Raw genomic sequence first — 21032 nt, forward strand, 5'->3', positions numbered from 1 at the left:
GCCCGGTGGAACGTGTCGGAATCAGATCCTTGTCGCGGTGCCGGGGAGACCTCGCCGTTCAAGACGAGCACACGGAGCGCAGGGAGCGCAGGGAGCACAGGGAGCCTGTCGAGGCGGCCGCGCGTGGCGCGGCGGGACTCCACGCCCGGCGGGAGCCGGGGCCACACCCGGCAGGGGTCTCTCGCGGGCCGGACGCGGGGGTCGCTCGTGGGCTCGGCGGAGGTGCGTTGGGACGGGTACGTCCGGCTCGCGTACCGCGCGGCCCCTCCCGCCGCTTGCGAATCTACGCTGTAAAGGCGCCGGGACACGATGAGAGCCTTTGGGCCGTGTCTAGGTCCATAACGCCATGTCGGAGGCGATGAGTGTGTGATTGGCTGTTCGCAATGGACATCTCATCGCGGGCTTCCGCCTACCTCGCGGCATATGACGAGCAGCTCCGGGCCAGGCCGATGCCGGGCCGTACGGCCGAGCGGATCGGGCCGCTGCTGAGGACCGTGTCGAACGGCCACGGCCAGGGGTTCCTGACGTATCGGGACCTGGGCGGCCTGGCGGGCGCCGAGCTGGACGCCTTCATCGCGCGCCAGCGGGACTTCTTCACCCGGGTCGGACGCGAGGTCGAGTGGAAGTACCACGGCTACGACCTGCCCGCCGACCTGCCCGAACGGCTCGTGGCGGCCGGGTTCGAGCCGCGGGAGCGGGAGACGGTGTTCGTCGGCGAGGCCGGTGAGCTGGCCGGCGCCAAGGCGGCGCCCGCCGGGGTGCGGCTGCGCGAGGCGGCGGGGCGGGACGACCTGGAGCGCATCCGCGAGCTGGAGGAGACGGTCTGGGACGCGGACCACGGCTGGCTGCCCGGCATGCTGGAGCGCGACCTCGCCGGTCCCGGGGACCCGTGCGCGGTGGTGATCGCCGAGGCGGGCGGGCAGGTGGTGTGCGCGGCGTGGGCGCGTTTCCACGAGGGCACCGACTTCGCCTCGCTGTGGGGCGGCTCGACCCTGAAGGAGTGGCGGGGCAGGGGCGTCTACCGGGCGATGGTGTCGTACCGGGCGGAGCTGGCGGTGGCGCGGGGTTTCCCCCTGGTGCAGGTGGACGCCTCCGACGCCAGCCGCCCGATCCTCGCCAGGCTGGGCCTGGAGGCGATCACGACGACGACGCCGTACGTGTGGGTGCCGCCGACGCTCTGATCACCTCTGATCGCCGAAAAGGGGCTCGACGCGCTCGGTGAGGCGGTCGCGCAGGCGGGTCAGCCTGCCGATGCGGTCGTCGAGTGCCGCGAGGCGCTCCCGGGCCGTCCGCATGGCGCCGGCGCAGACGCCGCTCTCGGTCACCGCGAACCGTTCGGGCAGGTCGCGGTCGAGCAGGTCGGCGAAGGTCCGCACGTCCTCCACGGTGAAGCCGACGGCCAGCAGCTCGCGGATGTTGCGCACCCGCCGCACGGCCGCCGCGTCGTAGACGCGGTAGCCGCCGGCGGTGCGCCCGGCCGTCAGGAGGCCCTGCTCCTCGTAGTAGCGCAGGGCGCGGGTGGTGGTGCCCGCCGCGTCCGCGGCCTCGCCGATGCGCATGAGCCCTCCCGGGTCGTGGTCACAGCTCCACGACGACGTTACCCGTGTGCCGTCCTTCGAGGAGTTCGAGAAGGGCGCGCGGTGCCTGGTCGAGGCCGCCGAAATGGACGGACGGCACGGTGAGGCGGCCGTCGCGCAGCCAGCCCGCGACCTCCTCCTCGCACTGCCGCCGCAGGCCGGGGTGGGCGTGCGCGCTGAATCCGCGCAGGGAGACGCGCTTCGCCACGAGCGCGAGGGTGTCGAGTTCCACGGGGGCTCCCTGTCCGGGCCCGGCGGGCCCGTCGGCGTTCTGGTGGGCGAGGGCGCCGCACAGGGCGACGCGGGCGCCCGGCCGGGCCGCCAGGACGGCGGCCTGGAGCTGTTCCCCGCCGACGTTGTCGAAGCAGACGTCGACGCCGTCGGGCGCCGCCTCCGTCAGCCTGTCGGCGATCGGCCCGTCGTGGCGGTCGAAGGCGGCGTCGAAGCCGAGGGCGCCGACCAGCCAGGCGGCCTTGGCGGGGGACCCCGCGCTGCCGACGACGCGACCGGCGCCCTTGAGCCGGGCGATCTGCCCGGCCATGACGCCGACCGATCCGGCGGCGCCGGAGACGAAGACGGTGTCGCCCTCCCGCAGCCCGGCCGCCTCCACCAGCCCGACGTAGGCGGTGTCCGCCTGGGCCAGGTGGGCGAGGGGGGCGGGGCCGTCCGGCAGTTCCCTGAACTCGGACGCGTCGGCCAGGACGTGGTCGCGCCAGCCGTGGCGGTGCGCGACCAGGGTGCCCGGCGGGGGCGTGCCCGGCCCCCCGGCCGCCACGACCTCTCCGATCGCGGGTCCCCACATGACTTCGCCGGGACGGTAGGACGGCAGGGGAAGGCCGGTGCCGGTCATGAGCGCGCGCATGACGGCGCGCATGGCGAGGTAGCGGTTGCGTACGAGCACCTGTCCCGGTCCCGGGGGTGGGAGCGGGGTGTCGACCAGCCGGAAGTGCTCGGGGCCCGGCCGCCCCGTGGGGCGGTGGGTGAGGTGGATCTCGCGTGCGGTGATGGTCATCGTCGTCTCCCGTCGAGCCGTTCCTGGCGGTGGTCGGGAGGCTAGATGTTGACCTTTACGTGAAGGTCAAGCACCTTGGATACTCTGGCGCGGACCCGGAGGCGGACATCACGGTGCCGCACGCCATGCCATGCCATGTGCGGCTCGCCCGCGAGAGGACTCACGAGAGGACACGCATGCCCGAGGTGCTCAGCAGGCGCGCGCTCAACCGGGCCACCCTGGAGCGGCAGCTGCTGCTGGCCCGCGCGGAGCTGCCCGCGCTGGAGGCGGTCCGTCATCTGTACGGCATGCAGGCCCAGGCGCCGAACCCTCCCTACATCGGGCTGTGGACCCGCCTGTCCGGGTTCGCCGCCGACGACCTCGCCCGGCTGATCAACGAGCGCCTGGTGGTACGGCTGTCGCTGATGCGCTCCACCATCCATCTCGTCACCGCCGACGACTGCATGACGTTGCGCCCGTTGCTGGGGCCGATGCTGGCGCGGGGCCTGCGGGGGACGGCGCACGGCAGGGGCCTGGCGGACGTGGACCTGGACGAGCTCGCCGCCGTGGGACGGAAGCTGGTGGAGGAGCGCCCGCTGACCTTCCGCGAGCTCGGCGCGCTGCTGCGGGAGCGGTGGCCGGATGCTCCCGCGGCCGACCTGGTCGCCGGGGTACGCAACACGCTGGCGCTGGTCCAGGTCCCGCCGAGGGGGATCTGGGGGGTGGGCGGGCAGGCCGCCCACACCACCGCGGAGGCGTGGCTGGGCCGGTCCCAGGACGAGCGGCCCGGCCGGGCCGCGGCGGAGGAGGCGATCCGCCGCTATCTCGCCGCCTACGGTCCCGCCACGGTGATGGACGCCCAGCAGTGGTCGGGCATGACCCGCCTGGGGGAGGTCGTCCGCGAGATGGGCCTGCGGGTCTTCGCGACCGAGGACGGCGCGGAGCTGTTCGACCTGCCGGAGGCGTCGCGTCCCGACCCGGAGACCCCCGCCCCGGTGCGTTACCTGTCGGAGTTCGACAACACGCTGCTGTCGTTCGCCCAGCGGACCAGGACCCGGATCACGGAGGAGGAGTACCGGGCGCGGATCTTCACCATCAACGGCATCATCAAGGCGACGGTGCTGGTCGACGGCTTCGTACGGGGCATGTGGAAGGTGACGGCGAAGCGGGGCGAGGCGATCCTGGAGGTCGAGCTCTTCGCGCCGGTGAGCGAGGGGGAGCGGGCGGAGCTGGAGGTGGAGGGGGCGCGCATGCTCGACTTCGTCGCCCCGGCGGCGACGTCCCGCGACATCCGCTTCCAGGAGACCTGAGCCCGGCGAACCGGCTTCCCGGGTCTGAGCTCGACGGGCCGGTTCCCCTTCCGGGAGGCCCTGAGCCCGCTCGGCGGGCCGGCTTCTCCTCCGGGAGGTTCTTGAGCACCCGTCCGACAGGCCGGACACCGCTCCCGGGAGGTCCGAGCCAGCTCGACGGGCTGGCCCCTCTTCCAGGAAGTTCTTGAGGGCCTGCTCGACGACCGGCCCATCGCCGTCCGCTCAGGACACCGGTGCCCGCGGCAGGCCGGAGACGACCATGGCGATCAGCATCTCGTAGCTGGTGTTCAGGTCCTCGTCCAGGCCGAACCCGCCGGCCGCCTCCAGGGAGGCGAAACCGTGCACGGCCGCGCGGACGCAGCGGGTGGTGTGAAGCGCCGCGGCCCCCTCCAGCCCGTAGCCGCGCAGCACGGCGAGGATCACCTCCAGCAGGCGGGTCGCCGTGCCGACCAGGTCGGGGTCCTTCAGCGGGTTGTCGGGGAAGGCCGCGTAGCGGTGCGGGAAGTCGACCACGTAGCTCCGCCAGGCGCGCATCAGGGCCGCCATCGCCTCGTCGCGGCTCTTGCCCATCGCCGCCGTGCCGAGCCGTACCGCCATGTCGTCCATCACGTGCAGGCCGACGAGTTTGCGCAGCTCGGGCAGGCCGCGGACGTGCTTGTAGAGGGAGGGGGCGGCCACCCCGGTGCGAGCGGCCACCGCGGCGAGCGTCAGCGCGCCGGGTCCCTCGTCGTCGATCAGGGCCAGCGCCGCGTCCACCACCGCGGCGGAGGTCAGGCCCGCTCTAGGCACGGGCCGCTCCGGCCAGGAAGCCCTCCAGGGCGGCGAAGGTGGCCTCGGGCAGCTCGGCGTGCGGGTAGTGGCCGGCTCCCTCGATCATCGCGACCCCGGCCGTGGCGGCGTACGGCCTCAGCACCTCCTCGGCCAGGCGGGCCTCCGCGGCGGGGTCGGGGAAGTCGGGATCCTTCGTCCCCATGACGATCAGCGCCGGGCAGGTCATGCGGGGGGCGCAGTCGGTCCAGTGGCCCTCGGCGGGAGCGACGACCCCGGAGACGGCGGCCATCCTGCCCGGCTCGCGCAGCGTGGCCCTCAGGTCGCGCAGGTAGCCGGGGAGGTCGGCGGGCTTCGCCGTGGGATAGAGGGAGCGGTAGTACATCCCCCACAGGAGCGGGCTGGCCATGACGAGATTCTGCGCCAGCCGCAGTATCAGGCCGAGTTGCGGCCGCCCGACGAAGGGCGCCAGCATGACCACGGCGCGCACCTCGCCCTCGGCGGCGGTCGCCGTGGTCCACGCCACCGCCCCCGCGCTGGAGGAGCTGCCGACGAGGACGGCGGGGCCGCCCAGGTGGCGGACCAGGGCCAGCAGGTCGGCGCCGACCGGCCGGGGACTGTAGTCGGGCCAGCCCGTGCTGGACTCGCCGTGGCCGCGCACGTCGACCGTGGCGACCCGGTAGCCCGCCTCCGCCAGTCGCGGCGCCAGGAACCGGAACACCTTGCGGGTGTCGCCCATGCCGTGCGCGCACACCACCAGCGGCCCGTCCCGCGGCCCGGTGACCTCGTACGCCAGCCGCCCGCCGGTCACGTCCAGGAACTCCGTACCCATCACGCGCACTCCTTGGCTATCTCCCATAGCTCTAAAGCTAAGGCGAGTAGCTTTCGTCGTCAAGGGCTTGTTCGCGGGGAGATTTCGCGGCGGGGCACTCTTTCTGGCGGGCCGTCTCGTGGTCGTTCCAGGGGGGCCGACGGTGATGGCGTCGGGTCGAGGGGGACGCGCCGGGACCTGCTTCGGAGAGTGCGGCGGGTTCTGTCCGATCGGGGTGCGTACGCCGCTCGGTGGCCTGTCCTCCTGGAACGTGCCATATCGCCGCGCTTCTCGCCGAGGAATTGTCACGGGGGATTCGGGGCGAGCGATCATCGGAATTGCCGGGAGGGCGTATTTCGGTGGATCCTTTTCATGCTACTAAAAGCTATTATTGCCCCAAATATGGCTACATGGAATTATGGGAGACGCGGGGCAATTCTCTGGCTTGGGGTATGCCATGAGACGTTCGATCGCATTCGTATGCGCTCTCCTGCTCGCCGGTTCTCTCGTCGACACTCCCGCCGCCGCGGCGGCCCAGCGCCGGCCGTCCGGCTCAAACTGAGTTTCGGGTGGTGCGAGACCGCCTGCGAGATCCGCGTCACCGTCACGAACAGGAGCCGCCATCACATCGACTGGGTGGGAGGTAAGTGCACCCTCCGGGTCAACGGGCGCGTGGTGGGAAAGGGGCAGGTCTATCTGGGGGCCATCAAGCGCGGCCATTCTCGCAGCAGTAAGCGCTACGTCGTCGACTCGCGGCTGAAGAAGGCCTGGACGAGGTACGAGAACGGCTCGGCCGACTTCAACACGTACGTTTTCGTCAATGCCACCTATCACTACCGTTACTAGGATCCGTCCGCCACACCGGATCAGCTGGACCTCGCGCGCCCCCGGGGGAGAACCGCCAAAAGGGCGTGATCAGGAGCCGACGAGGTCCAGCAGGTCGGAGACCGGCATGCTCCCCGGGGCTCTGCGCTCGCGGGCGAACGCGTTCGCCACCCGCTGCAGGGTCTCGTTGACCGGTGTCGCGACCCCGTGGAGCCGGCCCAGCAGGACGATCTCCCCGTTGAGATGGTCGGACTCGATCGATCCCGTGGACCGGGCCAGGCTCTGCCACGACGACCCGCCGCCCCTCTCCACGCCGTCGACCGGCACCAGCCGTATCAGGTCGCCCCGCACCCGCGTCTGCTCCTCCTGGCTCGTGTACGCGATCCCGGCGGCGTCGAGCACCGCCTCGCCCTCGGCCATCGCGCGCCGGTGCAGGCCGAGCGCCTCGCTCCCCTCCTGGATCGGGCCGCAGATCGCCTCCAGCGCGTTGCCCAGGTTGGCCAGCAGCTTGGCGTACTTCCAGCGCATCACGTCGGCGACGACCGGCGCCAGGAACGCCGATTTCTCCAGATCCGCCGAGATCTCCTCCACGGTCCGGCCGGTGCCCGACGGGTAGCGCCCGAGATGCAGGATCCCGGTCATCGGTGTCCCGGAGGCCGCGATCCTCCCCGGTTCCAGGTGTGTCGCCGGCAACCAGACGCACATCCCGTACACCCGCCGGAAGCGCCGCAGGGCGAGCCGCTCGTTCTCCACCGCGTTCTGCGCGCAGACCAGCGGCAGCGTCTCGGCCGCGGTTCCCCCGCCGGTCACCGGCCGCCCGGCCCACGCGTCCAGCAGCGCGGAGCTGTCCTGGGTCTTCACCGCCAGGACGAGGACGTCGTCGGGCCGCAGTTCGACCGCCTCCGGCCGGTCGGCGGCCGGGATCGGCAGCGTGAACGCGCCACCGGGCGTGGCGAGCCTGAGCCCGCCGTCGCGCAGCGCCTCGTAGTGCCCGCCGCGCGCCACGAGCACGACATCGTGCCCGGAGGCGAACAGCCGTCCGCCGATCGTCCCGCCGACGGCCCCGGCCCCGATGATGATGTATCGCATCGACCGACCCTCGCACAGGGCCGACCGGCGATCCACCCCCGGACCCGGTGGTCCCCCTCGACAACCGGTGGTCGTCACCGAGATGCGGAGTCCGGCTGTTCGCTTCGGCATCCGGTGGTCATCATCGGGCCGCGGAGCCCGGCTGTTCGTTTCCGGGCCCGGTGGGCACAGCCCGGTACTCCGTCTCCGCGCCCGGCGATCACCACCGGGCCGCGAGGACGCGGAGCTCGATGATCTCGCGGTGCCTGTTCCAGGGGCCAGCGACCCGGCTTAAGGCCAATTTCGTGAATTGGCCGTTCTTTTGGCGCGGAGGCTGCCCGATGATGTGCTCATGATCTCTGTCAGCGCTCTCGCGGGCATCGCCGCGGTCGCCCTCGGCCTGGTGCTCACCCCCGGGCCCAACATGATCTACTTGGTGTCGCGGTCGGTGACGCAGGGGCGCCTGGCCGGCATGATCTCGCTGGCGGGCGTCGCGGCGGGCTTCCTGATCTACCTGCTGGCGGCGGTGGCCGGGATCGCCGCGATCTTCGCGATGGTGCCCGCCGTCTATGTCGCGATCAAGCTCGCGGGCGCCGCGTACCTGCTGTGGCTGGCCTGGAGGACGATCCGGCCCGGCGCCCGGCCGGTCTTCGCGCCCGGGGCCCTCCCCGCGGACCCGCCACGGCGGCTTTTCTCCATGGGGCTGGTCACCAACCTGCTCAACCCCAAGATCGCCATCCTGTACGTGTCGCTGCTGCCGCAGTTCGTCGATCCCGCGCGTGGTGACGTCGGCACGCAGAGCCTGCTGCTGGGCGCCACCCAGATCGTCATCGCGCTGTCGGTCAACGCGCTGATCGTGCTGACCGCGGGCTCGGTCGCGACCTTCCTGGGCGGGCGGCCTACCTGGATGCGCGTGCAGCGCTATCTGATGGGCGCCGTGCTCGGCGGGCTCGCCCTGCGCATCGCCGCCGACCGCTCGCCCGCCGTGGCCGCGTAGGGGGAGCCGGTCCGGCTTGCCGGTGGCGTCCTGGTGACGGCTTACCAGTGGCGGCCCGTCGCGATGTCGTCCAGGTGCGGTGTCGACAGGTGCAGCACCCGGTAGGCGACCTCGTCCCCCTCCCCGGGACCGGCTCCTGCCCCGGGCACCTCGTGCTCCCACAGCGTGAAGCGCACCAGCTCCCAGTGCCGGGGGTCGACGGCGAGGGCCGCGGAGTGCACGCCCGGCGTGCCGGCGTGCCGCCGCAGCTCGGCCAGGGCCCGCTCGACCACGGCCGCGGGGTCGGTGTCGGCGGGTATCGAGCCGGTACGGCGCGAGGCCGCGCGGGGGACCGCCGCCGACGGCCCCCGCTCGTAGCCGACACCGGTCCAGTGCCGCACCACGGGCCTGCCGAAGTCGCGCACGATGTTCTGGAAGCCGCCCCCGCCCCACAGGAAGTCGTTCATGCCGGTCAGGGAGCTCCACAGGTAGAACGGCGCGTACTGGTTGACCGCGGAGCCGTCCACCCCCCTCTCCCTGATCAGGTACGCCTTGAGCCCCAGCCCGGCGTAGCCGTCGAGCGCGTGGCCCCTGGTCGCCACCCGCTCACGGATGATCCCCATGTCGTAGTCGGCGGGCAGCCCGATCTCGTACTGCATGGCGTGCATGGAAGGGGACCTCCTGTCGTCGTGTCGTCGCATGCCCCGCGCCTCCGCGGCTCAGCCGTGGCCGAGGTCGATGACGCAGAAGAGGTTGCCCTCGGGGTCGGCGAGGACCACGAAGTCGGGGTCGTCCGGGTAGAGGTCCCAGGCGACCCGTTCGGCGCCCAGCGACACCAGCCGCTCCACCTCGGCCGCCTGCTCGGCGGCGTCGGGGACGAACAGGTCGAGGTGCATCCGAGGGTGCTCCTGGACAGGGGTCCGCGTCACGTCGAGTGCCAGCGGGACACCGTCCCCGCGCACGGGCTCGATCACGGTCCAGTCGTCCCCGGCCTGGCCCTCGCGGGGCGCGTAGTCCAGTGCCCGCGTCCAGAACCCGACGGCGCGCCGCATATCGGTGACGCCCAGCACCACCTGCCCGATCCTCACCATGTCCCAATCCTGGCAGGAACCCCCATCTCCAGGAAATCCGGTATCCGGTCCCCGGTATCCGGAGTCGTGGCCGTGCCCGGGGGACACGCCCACCGCCGCGAGCCGCGAAGGCGCGAAGCGTTGAACCGTCGCATCGGTCGCGGCCGTGCTCGCGGGGGCTTCCCGCTTTCGTCAACCGGGGCTGACGCGGACATTGTGTCAACTTATATTGACGGCAGCGGGGGTGTGCGGGCCCGGAGCGGGGCTCGCCGCTCGGCCGCGTACGGGCCCCGCGCCCGCTTCCGGCCGCCCCCGCTTCCGGCGAGCTGCTGCTGGCCGGGTGGAGATCGAACCGGACGGGTGAGCCGTCATCGGGGAGAGGGGAGAACGGAGGAGGGAGACCGGCTTTCGCGGCGGTCTCCCTCCCGGTTGTCCCGGTTCCGGCCCTTTCCAGCCGGTCTCTTACGGTCGGAACGGTCAGAAGTCGTCGGCGGTGCGGATCCGGTCACGGATCCAGACGCCGGCCTCCTTCAGTGACGCCGTACCGGTCCAGGGGCCGCCGGCGTTGCACGTGCCGACCTTGAAGACAGCGCCGGAGCGGTTGTCGTCGGAGAAGTTCCAGTTGACCCAGCTGATCTTCTTGGTCGCCATCAGGTCGAGGTAGCGCTGGGACATGGTGAAGTCGTTGGCGTCCTCGCCCGCGTAGTTCTGCGTGCCGAACTCGGTGACGAACATCGGGATGCGGTCGGCCGCGCGGGACAGCGTGTTGAGGTACTCGGTGCCGTGCGAGGCCGCGTAGAAGTGGAAGGTGTACATGATGTTCGAGGCGTTGACCGGGTTGCCCGTCACCTCGGTCTCGGAGGCGCCCTCGGACACGCCGAGCGAGGACCAGGCGCGGGTGCCGACCAGGACGATCCCGTCGGGGTCCTGCGCCCGGATCACCGGGATGATCTGCTCGGCGTAGCCCTTGATGGTGCTCCAGCTCACGCCGCTCGGCTCGTTGGCGACCTCGTAGAGGATGTTCGGCCTGGCGGCGTGCCGCTGGGCGATCTCGGTGAAGAAGGTCCTGGCGCGGGCGAGGTTGTAGTTGGGGTCGCCGGGGGTGAGCATGTGCCAGTCCACGATAACGTACATGCCCTGCGCGCTGACCTGCTCGATGAGCGTGTGCGCGAGGTCGGTGAACGCCCTCGGGTTCGTCTCGTAGCCGCCCTCCTGGACGTACGTGGACAGGCGGACGACGTCGGCCTTCCAGTCGGTCGCGAGCGCGTTCAGCGAGCCGGTCGTGACGCACTGCCGGTACCACTGCAGGCCGTGGGTGCTCATGCCGCGCAGCTGGATCTGCTTGCCGTTCTGGTTGCACAGCTTGGTGCCGCAGACCCGCAGCTGGCCGTTGGCCGCGACCGGTGTGCCGCCGCCGCTGCCCGCCTGGGTCGTCGCCGTGACGGACGCGCTCCTCGCCGACTCGTTGTTGGCGGCGTCGCGGGCGGTGACGGTGTAGGTGTGGGCCGTCGAGGCGGCGAGCCCCGAGACCGTGGCGGTCGTGCCGGTCACGGTGGCGACCACGGCGGAGCCCTCGTAGACCCGGTAGTCCTTGACCGTGCCGCTGTTGTCGGTCGAGGCGCTCCAGGCCAGGCTGATGGAGGAGGACGTCGTGCCGGTGCTGCGCAAGGAGGACGGCACGCTCGGCGGCGTGGTGTCGCCGGGGTTCTGCCCGCCGGCGCAGGCGGCGCCGTTGAGCGTGCAGTTGACCGGCGAGCCCGAGCCGGAGGCGGTGAAGCCGAAGGTGGTGCTCGCCCCGGGGGCCAGGGTGCCGTTGTACTCCCGGTTCTTGAAGGTGTAGCGGCTGCCGCTGCTGGTCATCAGGGAGTCCCAGTACGTGCCGAGGCTCGTGCCCGACGGGAGGTCGAAGGAGACCGTCCAGCCGTTCAGCGTGGAGGTCCCGGTATTCTTGACCGTGTACTGGCCGCTGTAGCCGCTGCCCCAATCTTGCGCCTTGGTGAACGTCGCGGTGTCCGCGTGGGCGGCGGACGGGACGAGCAGGGTGAACAGTAACGTCAGCAACCCGGTTAGCACCAGGGCTGGGGTGGTGCGCCGCATCATCGCTCCTTGCGTCGGGGGGTGGGGCACGTCGTGGCGCTTTATTAGGAAACTTTCCTAACGTGACACGTGACGTTAGGTGGCGCGGGCCTGTCACGCAAGACCGGATCCCCTTGCCCGCTTAAGAAAATTTAATCGTTAGGAAGCTTTCCTAACGGTTTTCGCCGGGGCAGGATGGCGTAACCCCCCGATACGCCGCGACTCAGAGGTGACCGCCGTGACCGCCATGAAACGCCCGCGCAAGGCTCTGCTGGTTCTCGCGACCCTGCTGCTCCCGGCCTCCGCCCTGCCCGCCTCCGCCTCCGCGGCCGGGGCCGCCGCCTGGCAGCTCCGCTGGTCGCCGGACGCCTCGCAGGCGGGCCTGTCGGCCTTCGAGACCGTCGAGGACGACCGGGCGGGCTCCCACTCGTCCGCCGCCCCGCACATCAAGGTCTCGGGCGGCGACTTCCGCTTCGACATGCACACGGTGGACCGCGACACCGCCACGGACCGGCAGCGCCACGAGGTCACCGGGATGCGTGGCGGCGGGTCGTTCCTGCAGTGGCGGCTCGGCGAGACCTGGCGGGTCACCTACTCGATGTACATCCCGAGCACGCTGAAGGCCACCACCACCTTCACCCACATCATGCAGACCAAGCAGCCGGGCAACGGCACCTCCCCCATCACGGTGACCTCGCTGCGCAGGGTCGGCGGCAAGCAGACCATCGAGCACAAGATCTTCGCCGGGGACATCCTGGTGGGCAGGACCGACCTCGAACCGCTGCAGGACAAGTGGGTCGACGTCGAGTACGAGATCAAGATCGGAAACGGTACCGCCGGGTCGGTGCGCTGGGTGCTGCGCAGCGGCGGGACCACGGTGATCGACGCCACGAAGACCGGCGTGGACACCTTCCTGGCCGACCGCGTCCGTCCCAAGTGGGGCATCTACCGCTCCCTCGGCGACACCTCGGGCTCGCTGCAGAACACCTACATGCTGCTCCGGAACATGCGCGGCTACCAGCTGGTGGGCGGGACCACCCCCACGCCCACCCCGACTCCCACACCCACCCGTACGCCGGCGCCGACCCCCACGCCCACCCAGACGGGCGCCACGTCCTGGAAGGCCGGCACCGCCTACGCCGTCGGCGCCCAGGTCACCTACTCCGGCGTGGGCTACCGGTGCCTGCAGGCGCACACCGCCCAGGCCGGCTGGGAGCCGTCCACCACCCCCGCCCTCTGGCAACGCCTCTGAAACGCCGCTGAGCCGTACGGCCCGGCCGGTCAGCCGACCGGGCCCGCGCCCTGCCCGATGATGCGGTCCCCGAGCCTGGTGACGAGGTGCGCGCGCACGTGCGCCGGGAGGGCGCAGCCGTGCGCGACGAGCGTGTCGAGCGCGGGCAGGTCGAGCAGGACGATCCAGTCCTGGACGTCGTCGCAGTAGGAGACGTCGAGGTGGCGGAGGTCCTTCAGCGCCTGGAGCGGGGCCAGCGACCGCACCGGCGTGTTCCTGATCGACAGGTGCTCCAGGGTACGCAGGCCCTCGATGCCGTCCAGGCCGGTCAGCGGCGTGTGCTCCAGATCCAGCCGGGTCAGCGAGGTGAGGGCCGAGATGTCCTCGGGGACGCGGTGCAGGCGGCTGCCGGACAGGTCGAGCTCCTCCACCCCGGAGGGCGAGGCGAGGGCCGAGAGCAGGAGCGCCGGGGGCGGCAGTATCACCGGCCGGGGCTGGGCGAGCACCGGTGACCGTCCCGCGGCGGCCTCCTGCAGGACGCGCCACCTGTCCACCGGCGCGCCGTACCCGCCGAGCCGCACGTAGCCCGAGGGCAGCCACGGCGCCAGCCGCTCGGCCACGATGTCGTCGCGGTCACCGGCGCCGATGACCCCGGCCAGCAGCCGGCCGTAGTGCTCGTACGCGTGCTCGGCGGGCACGAACAGGTCCGCCACGATGTCCCCGCCCGCGACGAGCACCCCGTCGTTGCCCGAACAGAAGATCACCCCCGCCGCGACGGTGCCGAGCACGAGATGGTCGGCCGCGCTGTGGATCGCGCGGGCCCGCAGGTCACCGCTGACCGCGAGGTAGCTCTCCGAGGCGTCGCCGTCGTCGAGCAGCCCCTCCACCACCAGCCCGCCGATCACGACCAAAGGCGCCTTCACGTCGAGCCAGCCGGGCACGTACGTGTCGCCGAACCAGATCGTCGCCCGGTGCACGATCCATCCCGACTCCGTCCGTTCCGCGCCGTCGGGAAAGACCGGGGGCGTCTCGCCGGGAAACGCCAGCGACCACGCCTGGGCGAACAGCAAACCGTAGATGGGAGGCATGATGTGGTGCGGCCACTCCCCGGCCTGGACCGGTCGCCGCAGCCAGGATCCGATCGGATGCAACTCCTCCGTGATGTCGCCAAAATAGTCCAGTGCCTCCGCGCCGGCCCCGGCCTGCTGCCGGAGCACCGTCAACGCGTCACCGAGACGCTCCGACGCCCCGGAGAAATGCTCAACCGTCAGATCCATGTCACATACCGTACTCATCGCGACGAATTTCGAAAGCCGTTCGGATGACGCTCCCGGATGGCGGGCGTGTCGGAAAACCACCGGGCGCGACCGCGCGGCGACGCAGGGCAAAGTGGATCTTCGCCTGGACGTCGGGTACCGTGCCCGGGGCCCCCGGGCACTCCGGCGCGGCCCGCGAACGCGGACCGGGCACGGGCCGGTGTGAACCTGAACACAAACCGGGTGCGTACCCGGACGCGGACCGACCGCGGGCCGAGTACGAACCCGGACACGAACCGAACACGGCCCGAAAACGGACCGGCCGGAGGCCGGGCGGGGGCCGGGCACGGACCATGGTGACAGCTGGTGACAGCGGAAGGATGGACAGACATATGGAGGCCGGAAATCGCCGGACCCTGCGGTTGCTCGTCACCGGCGGCGGGACCGGTGGCCACACCTACCCCGCGCTGACCACCGTCGCGGCCCTGCGCGACCACGCCGCCGCGCGGGGGCTCGACCTGGACGTGCTCTGGGTCGGTACGGCGGCCGGCCTGGAGGCCCGCGTCGCGGCGGAGCACGGCATCCCGTTCCGCGCCATCACGGCCGGGAAGCTCAGGCGCTCGCCCAACCCGCGAGAGCTGGCCACCAACCTCGCGGACATGTTCCGGATCCCGGTCGGCGTGTTCCAGGCGTTCGGCATCGCCGCCCGCTACCGCCCCGACGTGGTGCTGTCGACCGGCGGATACGTGTGCGTGCCGCTGGGGGTCGCCTCCCGGGTGCTGGGCCGGCCGCTGGTGATGCACGAGCAGATCACCTCGCTCGGCCTGGCCAACCGCATCCTGTCGCGCTTCGCCCGGCGGATCGCGCTCACCCACCCCTCCTCGATCGAGCACCTGCCCGCGGGCGTGCGCGACCGGGCCGTCATCACCGGCAACCCGGTGCGCCCCCACCTGCTGCGCGGCAACGTCGACGCGGGACGGCGCCACTTCGGGCTCTCGTCCGGCCTGCCCCTCGTCTACGTGACCGGCGGCGCCCAGGGGAGCCGCCAGATCAACACCATGGTCGAGGCGATCCTGCCCGCGCTGCTCTCCCGCGCCCAGGTGATCCACCAGTGCGGCCCCGGCTGGATCGCCCAGCTCACCCGTACCGCCGCCGGGCTGCCCGTCGGGGTGCGCGACCGCTACCGCCCGGTGCCGTACGTCGGCGCCGAGCTGGCCGACGTGTTCGCCGCCGCCGACGTCGTGGTCTCCCGCAGCGGGGCGGGCACGGTCGCCGAGCTGACCGCGGTGGGCAAGCCGTCCGTCCTCATCCCCCTGATGCCCTCCGCCGCCGACGAGCAGCGCCAGAACGCCCGCTATCTCGCCGAGGCGGGCGCCGCCAGCGCGCTCCTGGAGGACGGTCCCACCGCGGACCACCTCCTGGCCGAGCTGGACGCCCTCCTGAGAGACCCGCACGCCCGCGCCGCCATGGCCGGTGCCGCCGGTGCCCTGGGTCGCGTCGACGCCGCCGACAGCCTCGCCCTGGTGCTCCTGGAGGCGGCGGGAGTGAACGGCAAGGACGGCTGAGCCCGGCCGGGCCCGCGCTCCGCTCCCGCCCGGAGGCCTAGTTCATCTCCATGGACTCTTCTTCCATGTCGGATTCCTCCTCGGACATCGGGCCGGAGAAGTCGAAGGGCGGGGGGAAGGGGTCGGGGTCGAAGCCCTCGATGAGATCGCCGAGCCCCCGGGTGAGGTCGGTGTAACGCCGGTAGCAGGCGAGGCCGGCCAGGTCGGTGGGCAGCCAGCCGTGGCCTCGGGCGTGGCCGGGGAAGCCCGGATACTCCTTGAGGGTCTCGGCGATCCTGCGGTGCAGGACTGTAACGTTCCAATTCACCGCGAACATCGACTCGCCCTCGGCAGGCGGGGTCTCCTTGCGCACCTTGCGGACGTTCGTCTCGTACTCGCCGAGGAGCCGGTTGACCTCGGGCAGCCAGTGGTCGGTGGAGCCGGTCTTGGGAAGGTCCGACAGGGCCATCCCGCGCGACCAGCGCAGCAGTGTGACGGCCTCGCCGACGAAGGTGGGCCAGGAAGGGTGGTGGGTGCCGTAGGCCCGCAGTTCCACCGGCACGCCGCGCCCGACGGCCGCGTCGGGGTCGGCGGCGCCGTGCACGGACGGGTCGAGGCCGGTCTCGTTCATCCCGCCGAAGACGCGTTCCTGGTCGACGGCGGGCCGGCCGCCGAGCGCCGAGGCGATGTAGTTGCCGATGGTGATCGGCTGGTTGGTGACCTCCCGGGAGTCGCCGTCGCTGAAGGCGGGAATGATCCGATCCCCGATGTGGTCGCTGATGGCGCCGGCGCGTCCCCGGATCGCGGCCCGGACGTCGTCGTGCAGCGAGTCGAAGATGATCCGCATCGGCACCCGGGAGAGGGCGGCCACGTAGTTCTTCGGCTGCCCGGTGACCTTGCCGTTGTGGTCGGAGTTCGCGACCATGTCGGCGAACGCGGCGACCTGGGTGAAGACGAGCGCCAGATAGCCGGCCAGCTCCGGCAGGCGCGCCTGCCGCACCCCGCCGGTGGGGATCAGCCCCGCGCAGTGCAGGCCCACCGCCTCGGCGCGCTCCGCGTGCTGCTTCAGGTGGTTGCCGGAACCGCTCAGATTCATCGTGAGCGCGGCGATGCCGGTGAGGGCGGGGCCGAGCTTTTCGGGTGCGATGCCGACGGTGTAGTGGATCAGCATGTTCAGGTCGTTGTTCGGGACCGGGTAGGTCTGCGGCGCGATCAAGGCGTCCCGCGTCAGGACGGGATCGAGGCCGCCGAGCATGGTCGCATCGAGCCTGGCCTGCTTGAAGGCCGTGTACAGCCCGGTCGAGGTCACGGTGATCACGTTGGACAGCCGGCGGTTGTCCGGGTGGCGGTACAGGTCGGCCCTGAGCGATTCGATGACGGCGAGCCGCTCCCGCAGCTGGGCCTCGGCCTCCGCCGCCGAGCCGGCGTGCTGGTCGAAGTGGACGGTGACGAATTCGACGTTCGAGTAACTTCTCCTCGTTCCGTTGAGAACGATGCCGCGTTTGTCGCTGACGATTTTGAGCAGCCTCGGGAGAACGTACACCTCGGTGTCTCCGGGAAGGATCGACCTGTCCAGGTCGAGCATCGGCCGGGCGAGTTCTACTTCCACGCCTAACGCCATGAGTCACCTCTTGTAAGGAATTCAATGGAATTCTTTCGCACTGCGGTGTTTCGCGGATTCCCGTGCAGCATCGCAGTGGGTGGCGGGCCGTGCAAGAGGGGTGATCGCCCCTTTTCCGGGTGACGATCCGATATGAATCGCATGGCAACCGGATACGGATCGCACGGCGATCGGGGGCGGCCGGACCCCCGGCGCCCGGCCATCGGGAGGGGTGATCGCCCGGCTGGTCAGGCGTACCGGCGGGAGGGCGGGGCCCGGCTCACCGGCGGCCCATGTCACATGGACGAAGATTTACCGAACAGGCCCCGGCGGCACGGCCGTTACCCGCTCGCGTTCTGAGTAATCTGGCGACCGCACGAAGTGCAGGGTAGTTAAGCCGGGAATGTCGTACGGCAAGAATTCGTCGTGTGATTTCTCATGGAAAATCGCAGGTCGGCGACCACGAGGTCCCGCGTGGCCACGGTCGCCGGCCACACGGCCGGAACGAGCTCGGGAAGGCGCGTCTTTCACGGGGACTTTCCGCCACGGAACAGCATGCGGACCGCTCCCGAAAGGCAGGTCGACCATGACCCGGCAGGAAAAGCCCTCGCCAGGAATGATCGGCGAGATGTACGACCAGCTCACCGGTTCCTGCGCCGACGCGTTCGGCGGCAACCTCCACGTCGGCTACTGGACGGACGACTACGACGAGGCGCCCGTCGCGCAGGCGACGGACCACCTCACCGACCTGGTGGCCGAGCGCCTGGAGGTCGTTCCCGGCGAGCGCGTCCTGGACGTCGGCTCGGGCACCGGCAGGCCCGCCGTGCGCATCGCCACCGCGCGCGACGTCCACGTCACCGGGATCACCCTGAACGAGAACCAGGTGCGGCTCGCCGAGGGCCGCCCCGAGGCGGGCCAGGGCCAGGGACACGCCGACTTCCAGCTCGCCGACGCGATGTGGCTCCCCTTCGACGACGCCTCCTTCGACGCGGCGTACGCCATCGAGTCGCTCGTCCACATGGAGAACCCGGCGGCGGCCCTCGGCGAGATCGCCCGGGTGCTGCGTCCGGGCGGGCGGTTCGTGGTGGGGGAGTGGTATCTGCTCGGCCCTCTCGCCGCCGACGACGCCGCGGACCTGGAGCACTTCTCCCGGAGCTTCAACGTCCACTTCCTGCCCACCGTGGATGAGTTCTACGAGGAGATGGACCGGGCTGGGCTGAAGATCGAGATATTTCACGACATATGGCCAAACATCAGCCGATCCTTCCAGCTCGTGGGCGACATCCTCCCGGCCTCCGCCATCCGCCTGGGCGGCGAACTCGGCGAGCAGCTCGCCCTCTGCGCGGAGATATACCGCCGCTTCGGGGAGATCCCGCAGATCAGCTACGCCCTGTTCACCGCGGTCCGCGGCTGAGAGCTCGCGGCCCGGGAATCGGGCGGGGCGACGTGACCTCATCCGGCCGTGCCGGCCCAGGTCGGCGGCGCCGATCTCCTTGTCCTTCTCGTATTGAGAATTTCTCACCATGAGGATAACTTTTGCCCGGAGGGAAACCGGGAGGAAAGATGTCGCAAGCACGTCGGGCGCTCGCCGCGGAGACCGTGGAGACCCTGGAGCGCGGCTGGTACGACCACCCCGCGCGGGGGCGGGTGTCCATCGCGAAAGAGCTCGCCGGTGCCGTCGCGGGCACCCGGCTGTGGGGGCCCGACGAGCCGGTCGGGCCGCTCGCCGCGCCTGCGGCCTTCGCGACCTCGGTGAAGGTCGTCAACGAGACCTCCCTGTCGGCCGCCCGCCGGATGGCCGGGGTCGACGAAACCGGTGGCGACCGGGGCGGGGGCGACGGTGCCGTCGGCTGCCTGAACTTCGCCTCGGCGAAGAATCCCGGGGGTGGTTTCCTGCGGGGGACCCAGGCGCAGGAGGAGAGCCTCGCGTACGCGTCGGGGCTCTACCGCTGCCTGCTCCAGGCGCCGGACTTCTACGCCTTCCACCGCGAGCGCGGCGATCCGCTCTACAGCGATCGCGCGATCTTCTCGCCCGCGGTCCCGGTCTTCAGGGACGACCGGGGCGGCCTGCTCGCCCGCCCGTACCCCGTCTCGTTCCTGACCGTGGCCGCGCCGAACGCCGGTGCCATGGACGAGAACGACGAGCGGCGCGCCCGCCTGCCCGAGGTGCTGTTCGAGCGTTCGGGGAGGGCGCTGAGCCTCTTCGCCGCCTCGGGACCGCGCAGGCTCGTACTGGGGGCGTGGGGGTGTGGCGTGTTCCGCAACTCGCCCGCGCTCGTGGCGGACTGCTTCGCCACGCACCTCGGCCCCTCGGGTGCCTTCCACGGGCGCTTCGAGCGGGTGGTCTTCGCCGTGCTCGACGACATCCCCGGAACGCCCGTCCACGACGCGTTCGCCCGGGCGTTCGCCGGCGAGCCCGGATAGGGCACCGGTTCTCGCGCCCCCGGAACGGCCGGGTGTCTGCTCCTGCCTGATCCTGCCTGGCTTCGTCGGGCCGGGAACGTCCCGCGCCCGTGCCGTCTCCTCCGGTGTCTCGGATCGACTCAGTACGCGATGCCGACCACCTGGCCCACCGTCGCCGGGTCGTCCAGCAGGGCGAGGATCGCGTGGGCCAGGTCGGAGCGGGCGATCGTGCGCCCGCCGGGGACGTTGCCGCCGACGGCCAGCCGGTAGGTCCCGGTGCGGGGCTTGTCCAGCAGGCGGGGCGGCCGCATGACCGTCCACTCGGTGTCACTGGCGCGGACGGCCTCCTCCATCGCCCCCAGGTCGGTGTAGACGTCGCGCAGGAACCTCCGGATCAGCGGGGTCGTGACCCTGCGGTCGAGGAAGGGGTCGCCCTGCGGCGACGGGCCGACGGGGGCCGCGCTCACCGCGACGAAGCGGCGCACCCCGCAGACCTCCAGGGCGGACAGGATCCCCCGCGTCGCGGGCGCGACGATGCCGTCCCTGGCGAGCTTCCTGCTGCGCGGGCCGAGACCGGAGATCACGGCGTCCCGTCCCTCCATCGCGGGACGCAGTGCCCGCGGGTCGGTCACGTCGGCCGTCACCACCCGCACGCCGGTGAGGCCGTCCGGCAGCCGCGCGGGATCGCGCACCACCGCCGTCACCTCGTGCCCCGCCTCCAGCGCCTGCCGTACGACCTCCTGGCCCGTACCGCCCGTCGCTCCGCAGACGGTCAGCTTCATGGTGCCCTCCTGGTTGGTGAGTGCTCACTAACCATTAGAGTGAGTGTTCACCCACCTATCCGTCAACTCCGGGGGAGCGCCCAGCATGAAGCCGACGCGGGTCCGGATCCTGGACGCCGCCGACCAGCTGATGCGGACCATCGGGCTGGCCCGCACCACCACCAAGGAGATCGCCCGCGTCGCGGGATGCTCGGAGGCCGCGCTCTACAAGCACTTCGACAGCAAGGAGGAGCTGTTCACGTTCGTCCTGAAGGAACGGCTGCCCCGGCTCGCCCCGCTCCTCGCCGAGCTGGAGAGCGGGGGAGCGAACGGGCCAGGCGACAGGGACGGGCGCGACGTCGAGGAGACCCTGGCCGAGATCGCCCGGCACGCCGTGGCGTTCTACGCGTCGACCTTCCCGATCGCCGCCTCCCTGTTCTCCGATCCGGTGCTGCTGCGGCGGCACGGCGAGGAGATGGACAGGCTCGACATGGGCCCGCACAAGCCGCTCGACGCCCTCGCCGCCTACCTGCGCGAGCAGCGCGCCGCCGGGCGCCTCCGCGCCGGCGCCGACCCCGAGGCGGCGGCGGCCCTGTTCCTCGGGGCGTGCTTCCAGCGCGCCTTCCTGCACGCCTTCGCCGGGGAACGCCCGCCGTCGGGCCCGGCCGCCCAGCCGCTCGACGAGTTCGCCGCCGCGCTGGCCAGGACCCTCCTGGACGGCGTCCGGGAGCCGGAGGCACCCGTTCGCCCGTGACCGGGGAGCTC

The 21032-nt window shown here is 71.6% G+C and carries 20 protein-coding genes and 1 pseudogene; 9 read left to right on the plus strand and 12 right to left on the minus strand.

Going from position 1 to position 21032, the window contains the following annotated elements; genetic code table 11:
• Nucleotides 1–383 precede the first annotated feature (383 nt).
• The gene (locus tag ACSC1Q_RS38560; RefSeq protein WP_436763681.1) at nucleotides 384–1181 is read left to right on the plus strand and encodes a GNAT family N-acetyltransferase; all 798 of its coding nucleotides are present in this window, start codon (nucleotides 384–386) and stop codon (nucleotides 1179–1181) included.
• Here the strand turns inward: ACSC1Q_RS38560 and ACSC1Q_RS38565 are convergent, their stop codons facing one another.
• Both ACSC1Q_RS38565 and ACSC1Q_RS38570 read right to left on the minus strand, forming a co-directional pair.
• Nucleotides 1182–1559 (minus strand): MerR family transcriptional regulator, encoded by a 378-nt coding sequence (locus ACSC1Q_RS38565; protein ID WP_436763682.1) that lies wholly within the window; start codon nucleotides 1557–1559, stop codon nucleotides 1182–1184.
• A gap of 19 nt (nucleotides 1560–1578) precedes the next feature.
• Nucleotides 1579–2589, minus strand: coding sequence for a zinc-binding dehydrogenase (locus ACSC1Q_RS38570; RefSeq protein WP_436763683.1), 1011 nt, complete (start codon nucleotides 2587–2589; stop codon nucleotides 1579–1581).
• A 176-nt stretch (nucleotides 2590–2765) separates the two neighbouring features.
• Between ACSC1Q_RS38570 and ACSC1Q_RS38575 the strand changes: the two genes are divergently transcribed.
• Nucleotides 2766–3878, plus strand: coding sequence for a winged helix DNA-binding domain-containing protein (locus tag ACSC1Q_RS38575; RefSeq protein ID WP_436763684.1), 1113 nt, complete (start codon nucleotides 2766–2768; stop codon nucleotides 3876–3878).
• 222 nt (nucleotides 3879–4100) lie between these two features.
• On the opposite strand, the gene ACSC1Q_RS38580 is transcribed toward ACSC1Q_RS38575, so the two are convergent.
• Both ACSC1Q_RS38580 and ACSC1Q_RS38585 read right to left on the minus strand, forming a co-directional pair.
• On the minus strand, nucleotides 4101–4667 hold the full coding sequence (locus ACSC1Q_RS38580) for a TetR-like C-terminal domain-containing protein (protein WP_436763685.1): 567 nt from the start codon (nucleotides 4665–4667) through the stop codon (nucleotides 4101–4103).
• On the minus strand, nucleotides 4660–5478 hold the full coding sequence (locus tag ACSC1Q_RS38585) for an alpha/beta fold hydrolase (RefSeq protein ID WP_436763686.1): 819 nt from the start codon (nucleotides 5476–5478) through the stop codon (nucleotides 4660–4662). Before ACSC1Q_RS38585 ends, ACSC1Q_RS38580 begins: the two co-directional genes overlap by 8 nt.
• 459 nt (nucleotides 5479–5937) lie before the next feature.
• Here ACSC1Q_RS38585 and ACSC1Q_RS38590 point away from each other — a divergent pair, with 459 nt between their 5' ends.
• Nucleotides 5938–6303 (plus strand): hypothetical protein, encoded by a 366-nt coding sequence (locus ACSC1Q_RS38590; RefSeq protein ID WP_436763687.1) that lies wholly within the window; start codon nucleotides 5938–5940, stop codon nucleotides 6301–6303.
• Nucleotides 6304–6372: 69 nt separating this feature from the next.
• Here the strand turns inward: ACSC1Q_RS38590 and ACSC1Q_RS38595 are convergent, their stop codons facing one another.
• Nucleotides 6373–7371 carry a ketopantoate reductase family protein gene (locus ACSC1Q_RS38595; RefSeq protein WP_436763688.1) on the minus strand — a complete coding sequence of 333 codons (999 nt, stop codon included), beginning with the start codon at nucleotides 7369–7371 and terminating at the stop codon, nucleotides 6373–6375.
• A gap of 331 nt (nucleotides 7372–7702) precedes the next feature.
• Between ACSC1Q_RS38595 and ACSC1Q_RS38600 the strand changes: the two genes are divergently transcribed.
• Nucleotides 7703–8347, plus strand: coding sequence for a LysE family translocator (locus tag ACSC1Q_RS38600; RefSeq protein WP_436763689.1), 645 nt, complete (start codon nucleotides 7703–7705; stop codon nucleotides 8345–8347).
• A gap of 41 nt (nucleotides 8348–8388) precedes the next feature.
• Here ACSC1Q_RS38600 and ACSC1Q_RS38605 read toward each other — a convergent pair whose 3' ends face one another.
• From ACSC1Q_RS38605 to ACSC1Q_RS38620, 4 genes and pseudogenes are all read right to left on the minus strand, one after another.
• A complete protein-coding gene (locus ACSC1Q_RS38605; RefSeq protein ID WP_436763690.1) occupies nucleotides 8389–9027 on the minus strand; it encodes a DUF4865 family protein in 639 nt (212 codons plus the stop codon).
• 18 nt (nucleotides 9028–9045) lie between these two features.
• Complete coding sequence (locus ACSC1Q_RS38610; protein WP_436763691.1) at nucleotides 9046–9417, minus strand: VOC family protein; 372 nt, start codon at nucleotides 9415–9417, stop codon at nucleotides 9046–9048.
• A gap of 456 nt (nucleotides 9418–9873) precedes the next feature.
• Nucleotides 9874–11076 (minus strand): cellulase family glycosylhydrolase, encoded by a 1203-nt coding sequence (locus tag ACSC1Q_RS38615; protein ID WP_436763701.1) that lies wholly within the window; start codon nucleotides 11074–11076, stop codon nucleotides 9874–9876.
• Nucleotides 11077–11127: 51 nt separating this feature from the next.
• Nucleotides 11128–11496, minus strand: a pseudogene (locus ACSC1Q_RS38620) (cellulose binding domain-containing protein); the annotation flags it as partial.
• 223 nt (nucleotides 11497–11719) lie between these two features.
• On the opposite strand from ACSC1Q_RS38620, the gene ACSC1Q_RS38625 reads away from it, so the two are divergent.
• Nucleotides 11720–12724, plus strand: a complete 1005-nt coding sequence (locus tag ACSC1Q_RS38625; RefSeq protein ID WP_436763702.1) for a carbohydrate-binding protein — start codon at nucleotides 11720–11722, stop codon at nucleotides 12722–12724.
• Nucleotides 12725–12753: 29 nt separating this feature from the next.
• On the opposite strand, the gene ACSC1Q_RS38630 is transcribed toward ACSC1Q_RS38625, so the two are convergent.
• Nucleotides 12754–13980 (minus strand): leucine-rich repeat domain-containing protein, encoded by a 1227-nt coding sequence (locus ACSC1Q_RS38630; RefSeq protein WP_436763692.1) that lies wholly within the window; start codon nucleotides 13978–13980, stop codon nucleotides 12754–12756.
• 371 nt (nucleotides 13981–14351) lie between these two features.
• On the opposite strand from ACSC1Q_RS38630, the gene ACSC1Q_RS38635 reads away from it, so the two are divergent.
• A complete protein-coding gene (locus ACSC1Q_RS38635; RefSeq protein ID WP_436763693.1) occupies nucleotides 14352–15524 on the plus strand; it encodes a UDP-N-acetylglucosamine--N-acetylmuramyl-(pentapeptide) pyrophosphoryl-undecaprenol N-acetylglucosamine transferase in 1173 nt (390 codons plus the stop codon).
• Nucleotides 15525–15561: 37 nt separating this feature from the next.
• On the opposite strand, the gene ACSC1Q_RS38640 is transcribed toward ACSC1Q_RS38635, so the two are convergent.
• Entirely contained in the window at nucleotides 15562–17112 is a 1551-nt protein-coding gene (locus tag ACSC1Q_RS38640) for a hypothetical protein (RefSeq protein WP_436763694.1), read from the minus strand.
• Nucleotides 17113–17689: 577 nt separating this feature from the next.
• Here ACSC1Q_RS38640 and ACSC1Q_RS38645 point away from each other — a divergent pair.
• Both ACSC1Q_RS38645 and ACSC1Q_RS38650 read left to right on the plus strand, forming a co-directional pair.
• Nucleotides 17690–18517, plus strand: coding sequence for a class I SAM-dependent methyltransferase (locus ACSC1Q_RS38645; protein WP_436763695.1), 828 nt, complete (start codon nucleotides 17690–17692; stop codon nucleotides 18515–18517).
• A 149-nt stretch (nucleotides 18518–18666) separates the two neighbouring features.
• The gene (locus tag ACSC1Q_RS38650; RefSeq protein WP_436763696.1) at nucleotides 18667–19527 is read left to right on the plus strand and encodes a TIGR02452 family protein; all 861 of its coding nucleotides are present in this window, start codon (nucleotides 18667–18669) and stop codon (nucleotides 19525–19527) included.
• 119 nt (nucleotides 19528–19646) lie between these two features.
• On the opposite strand, the gene ACSC1Q_RS38655 is transcribed toward ACSC1Q_RS38650, so the two are convergent.
• Complete coding sequence (locus ACSC1Q_RS38655; protein ID WP_436763697.1) at nucleotides 19647–20288, minus strand: NAD(P)-dependent oxidoreductase; 642 nt, start codon at nucleotides 20286–20288, stop codon at nucleotides 19647–19649.
• A gap of 85 nt (nucleotides 20289–20373) precedes the next feature.
• Here ACSC1Q_RS38655 and ACSC1Q_RS38660 point away from each other — a divergent pair, with 85 nt between their 5' ends.
• On the plus strand, nucleotides 20374–21021 hold the full coding sequence (locus ACSC1Q_RS38660; RefSeq protein WP_436763698.1) for a TetR/AcrR family transcriptional regulator: 648 nt from the start codon (nucleotides 20374–20376) through the stop codon (nucleotides 21019–21021).
• Nucleotides 21022–21032: the final 11 nt, after the last annotated feature.

Source organism: Streptosporangium heterodermiicola (assembly GCF_051390675.1).
GTDB lineage: Bacteria > Actinomycetota > Actinomycetes > Streptosporangiales > Streptosporangiaceae > Streptosporangium.

What these genes read in the sequence shown, in the direction of transcription:
- ACSC1Q_RS38560 (WP_436763681.1), top strand. Translation starts at nt 384, where the DNA reads ATGGACATCTCATCGCGGGCTTCCGCCTACCTCGCGGCATATGACGAG.
- ACSC1Q_RS38565 (WP_436763682.1), bottom strand. Translation starts at nt 1,559, where the DNA reads ATGCGCATCGGCGAGGCCGCGGACGCGGCGGGCACCACCACCCGCGCC.
- ACSC1Q_RS38570 (WP_436763683.1), bottom strand. Translation starts at nt 2,589, where the DNA reads ATGACCATCACCGCACGCGAGATCCACCTCACCCACCGCCCCACGGGG.
- ACSC1Q_RS38575 (WP_436763684.1), top strand. Translation starts at nt 2,766, where the DNA reads ATGCCCGAGGTGCTCAGCAGGCGCGCGCTCAACCGGGCCACCCTGGAG.
- ACSC1Q_RS38585 (WP_436763686.1), bottom strand. Translation starts at nt 5,478, where the DNA reads ATGGGTACGGAGTTCCTGGACGTGACCGGCGGGCGGCTGGCGTACGAG.
- ACSC1Q_RS38590 (WP_436763687.1), top strand. Translation starts at nt 5,938, where the DNA reads ATGCGCTCTCCTGCTCGCCGGTTCTCTCGTCGACACTCCCGCCGCCGC.
- ACSC1Q_RS38595 (WP_436763688.1), bottom strand. Translation starts at nt 7,371, where the DNA reads ATGCGATACATCATCATCGGGGCCGGGGCCGTCGGCGGGACGATCGGC.
- ACSC1Q_RS38600 (WP_436763689.1), top strand. Translation starts at nt 7,703, where the DNA reads ATGATCTCTGTCAGCGCTCTCGCGGGCATCGCCGCGGTCGCCCTCGGC.
- ACSC1Q_RS38605 (WP_436763690.1), bottom strand. Translation starts at nt 9,027, where the DNA reads ATGCGACGACACGACGACAGGAGGTCCCCTTCCATGCACGCCATGCAG.
- ACSC1Q_RS38610 (WP_436763691.1), bottom strand. Translation starts at nt 9,417, where the DNA reads ATGGTGAGGATCGGGCAGGTGGTGCTGGGCGTCACCGATATGCGGCGC.
- ACSC1Q_RS38625 (WP_436763702.1), top strand. Translation starts at nt 11,720, where the DNA reads ATGAAACGCCCGCGCAAGGCTCTGCTGGTTCTCGCGACCCTGCTGCTC.
- ACSC1Q_RS38630 (WP_436763692.1), bottom strand. Translation starts at nt 13,980, where the DNA reads ATGGATCTGACGGTTGAGCATTTCTCCGGGGCGTCGGAGCGTCTCGGT.
- ACSC1Q_RS38635 (WP_436763693.1), top strand. Translation starts at nt 14,352, where the DNA reads ATGGAGGCCGGAAATCGCCGGACCCTGCGGTTGCTCGTCACCGGCGGC.
- ACSC1Q_RS38645 (WP_436763695.1), top strand. Translation starts at nt 17,690, where the DNA reads ATGACCCGGCAGGAAAAGCCCTCGCCAGGAATGATCGGCGAGATGTAC.
- ACSC1Q_RS38650 (WP_436763696.1), top strand. Translation starts at nt 18,667, where the DNA reads ATGTCGCAAGCACGTCGGGCGCTCGCCGCGGAGACCGTGGAGACCCTG.
- ACSC1Q_RS38655 (WP_436763697.1), bottom strand. Translation starts at nt 20,288, where the DNA reads ATGAAGCTGACCGTCTGCGGAGCGACGGGCGGTACGGGCCAGGAGGTC.
- ACSC1Q_RS38660 (WP_436763698.1), top strand. Translation starts at nt 20,374, where the DNA reads ATGAAGCCGACGCGGGTCCGGATCCTGGACGCCGCCGACCAGCTGATG.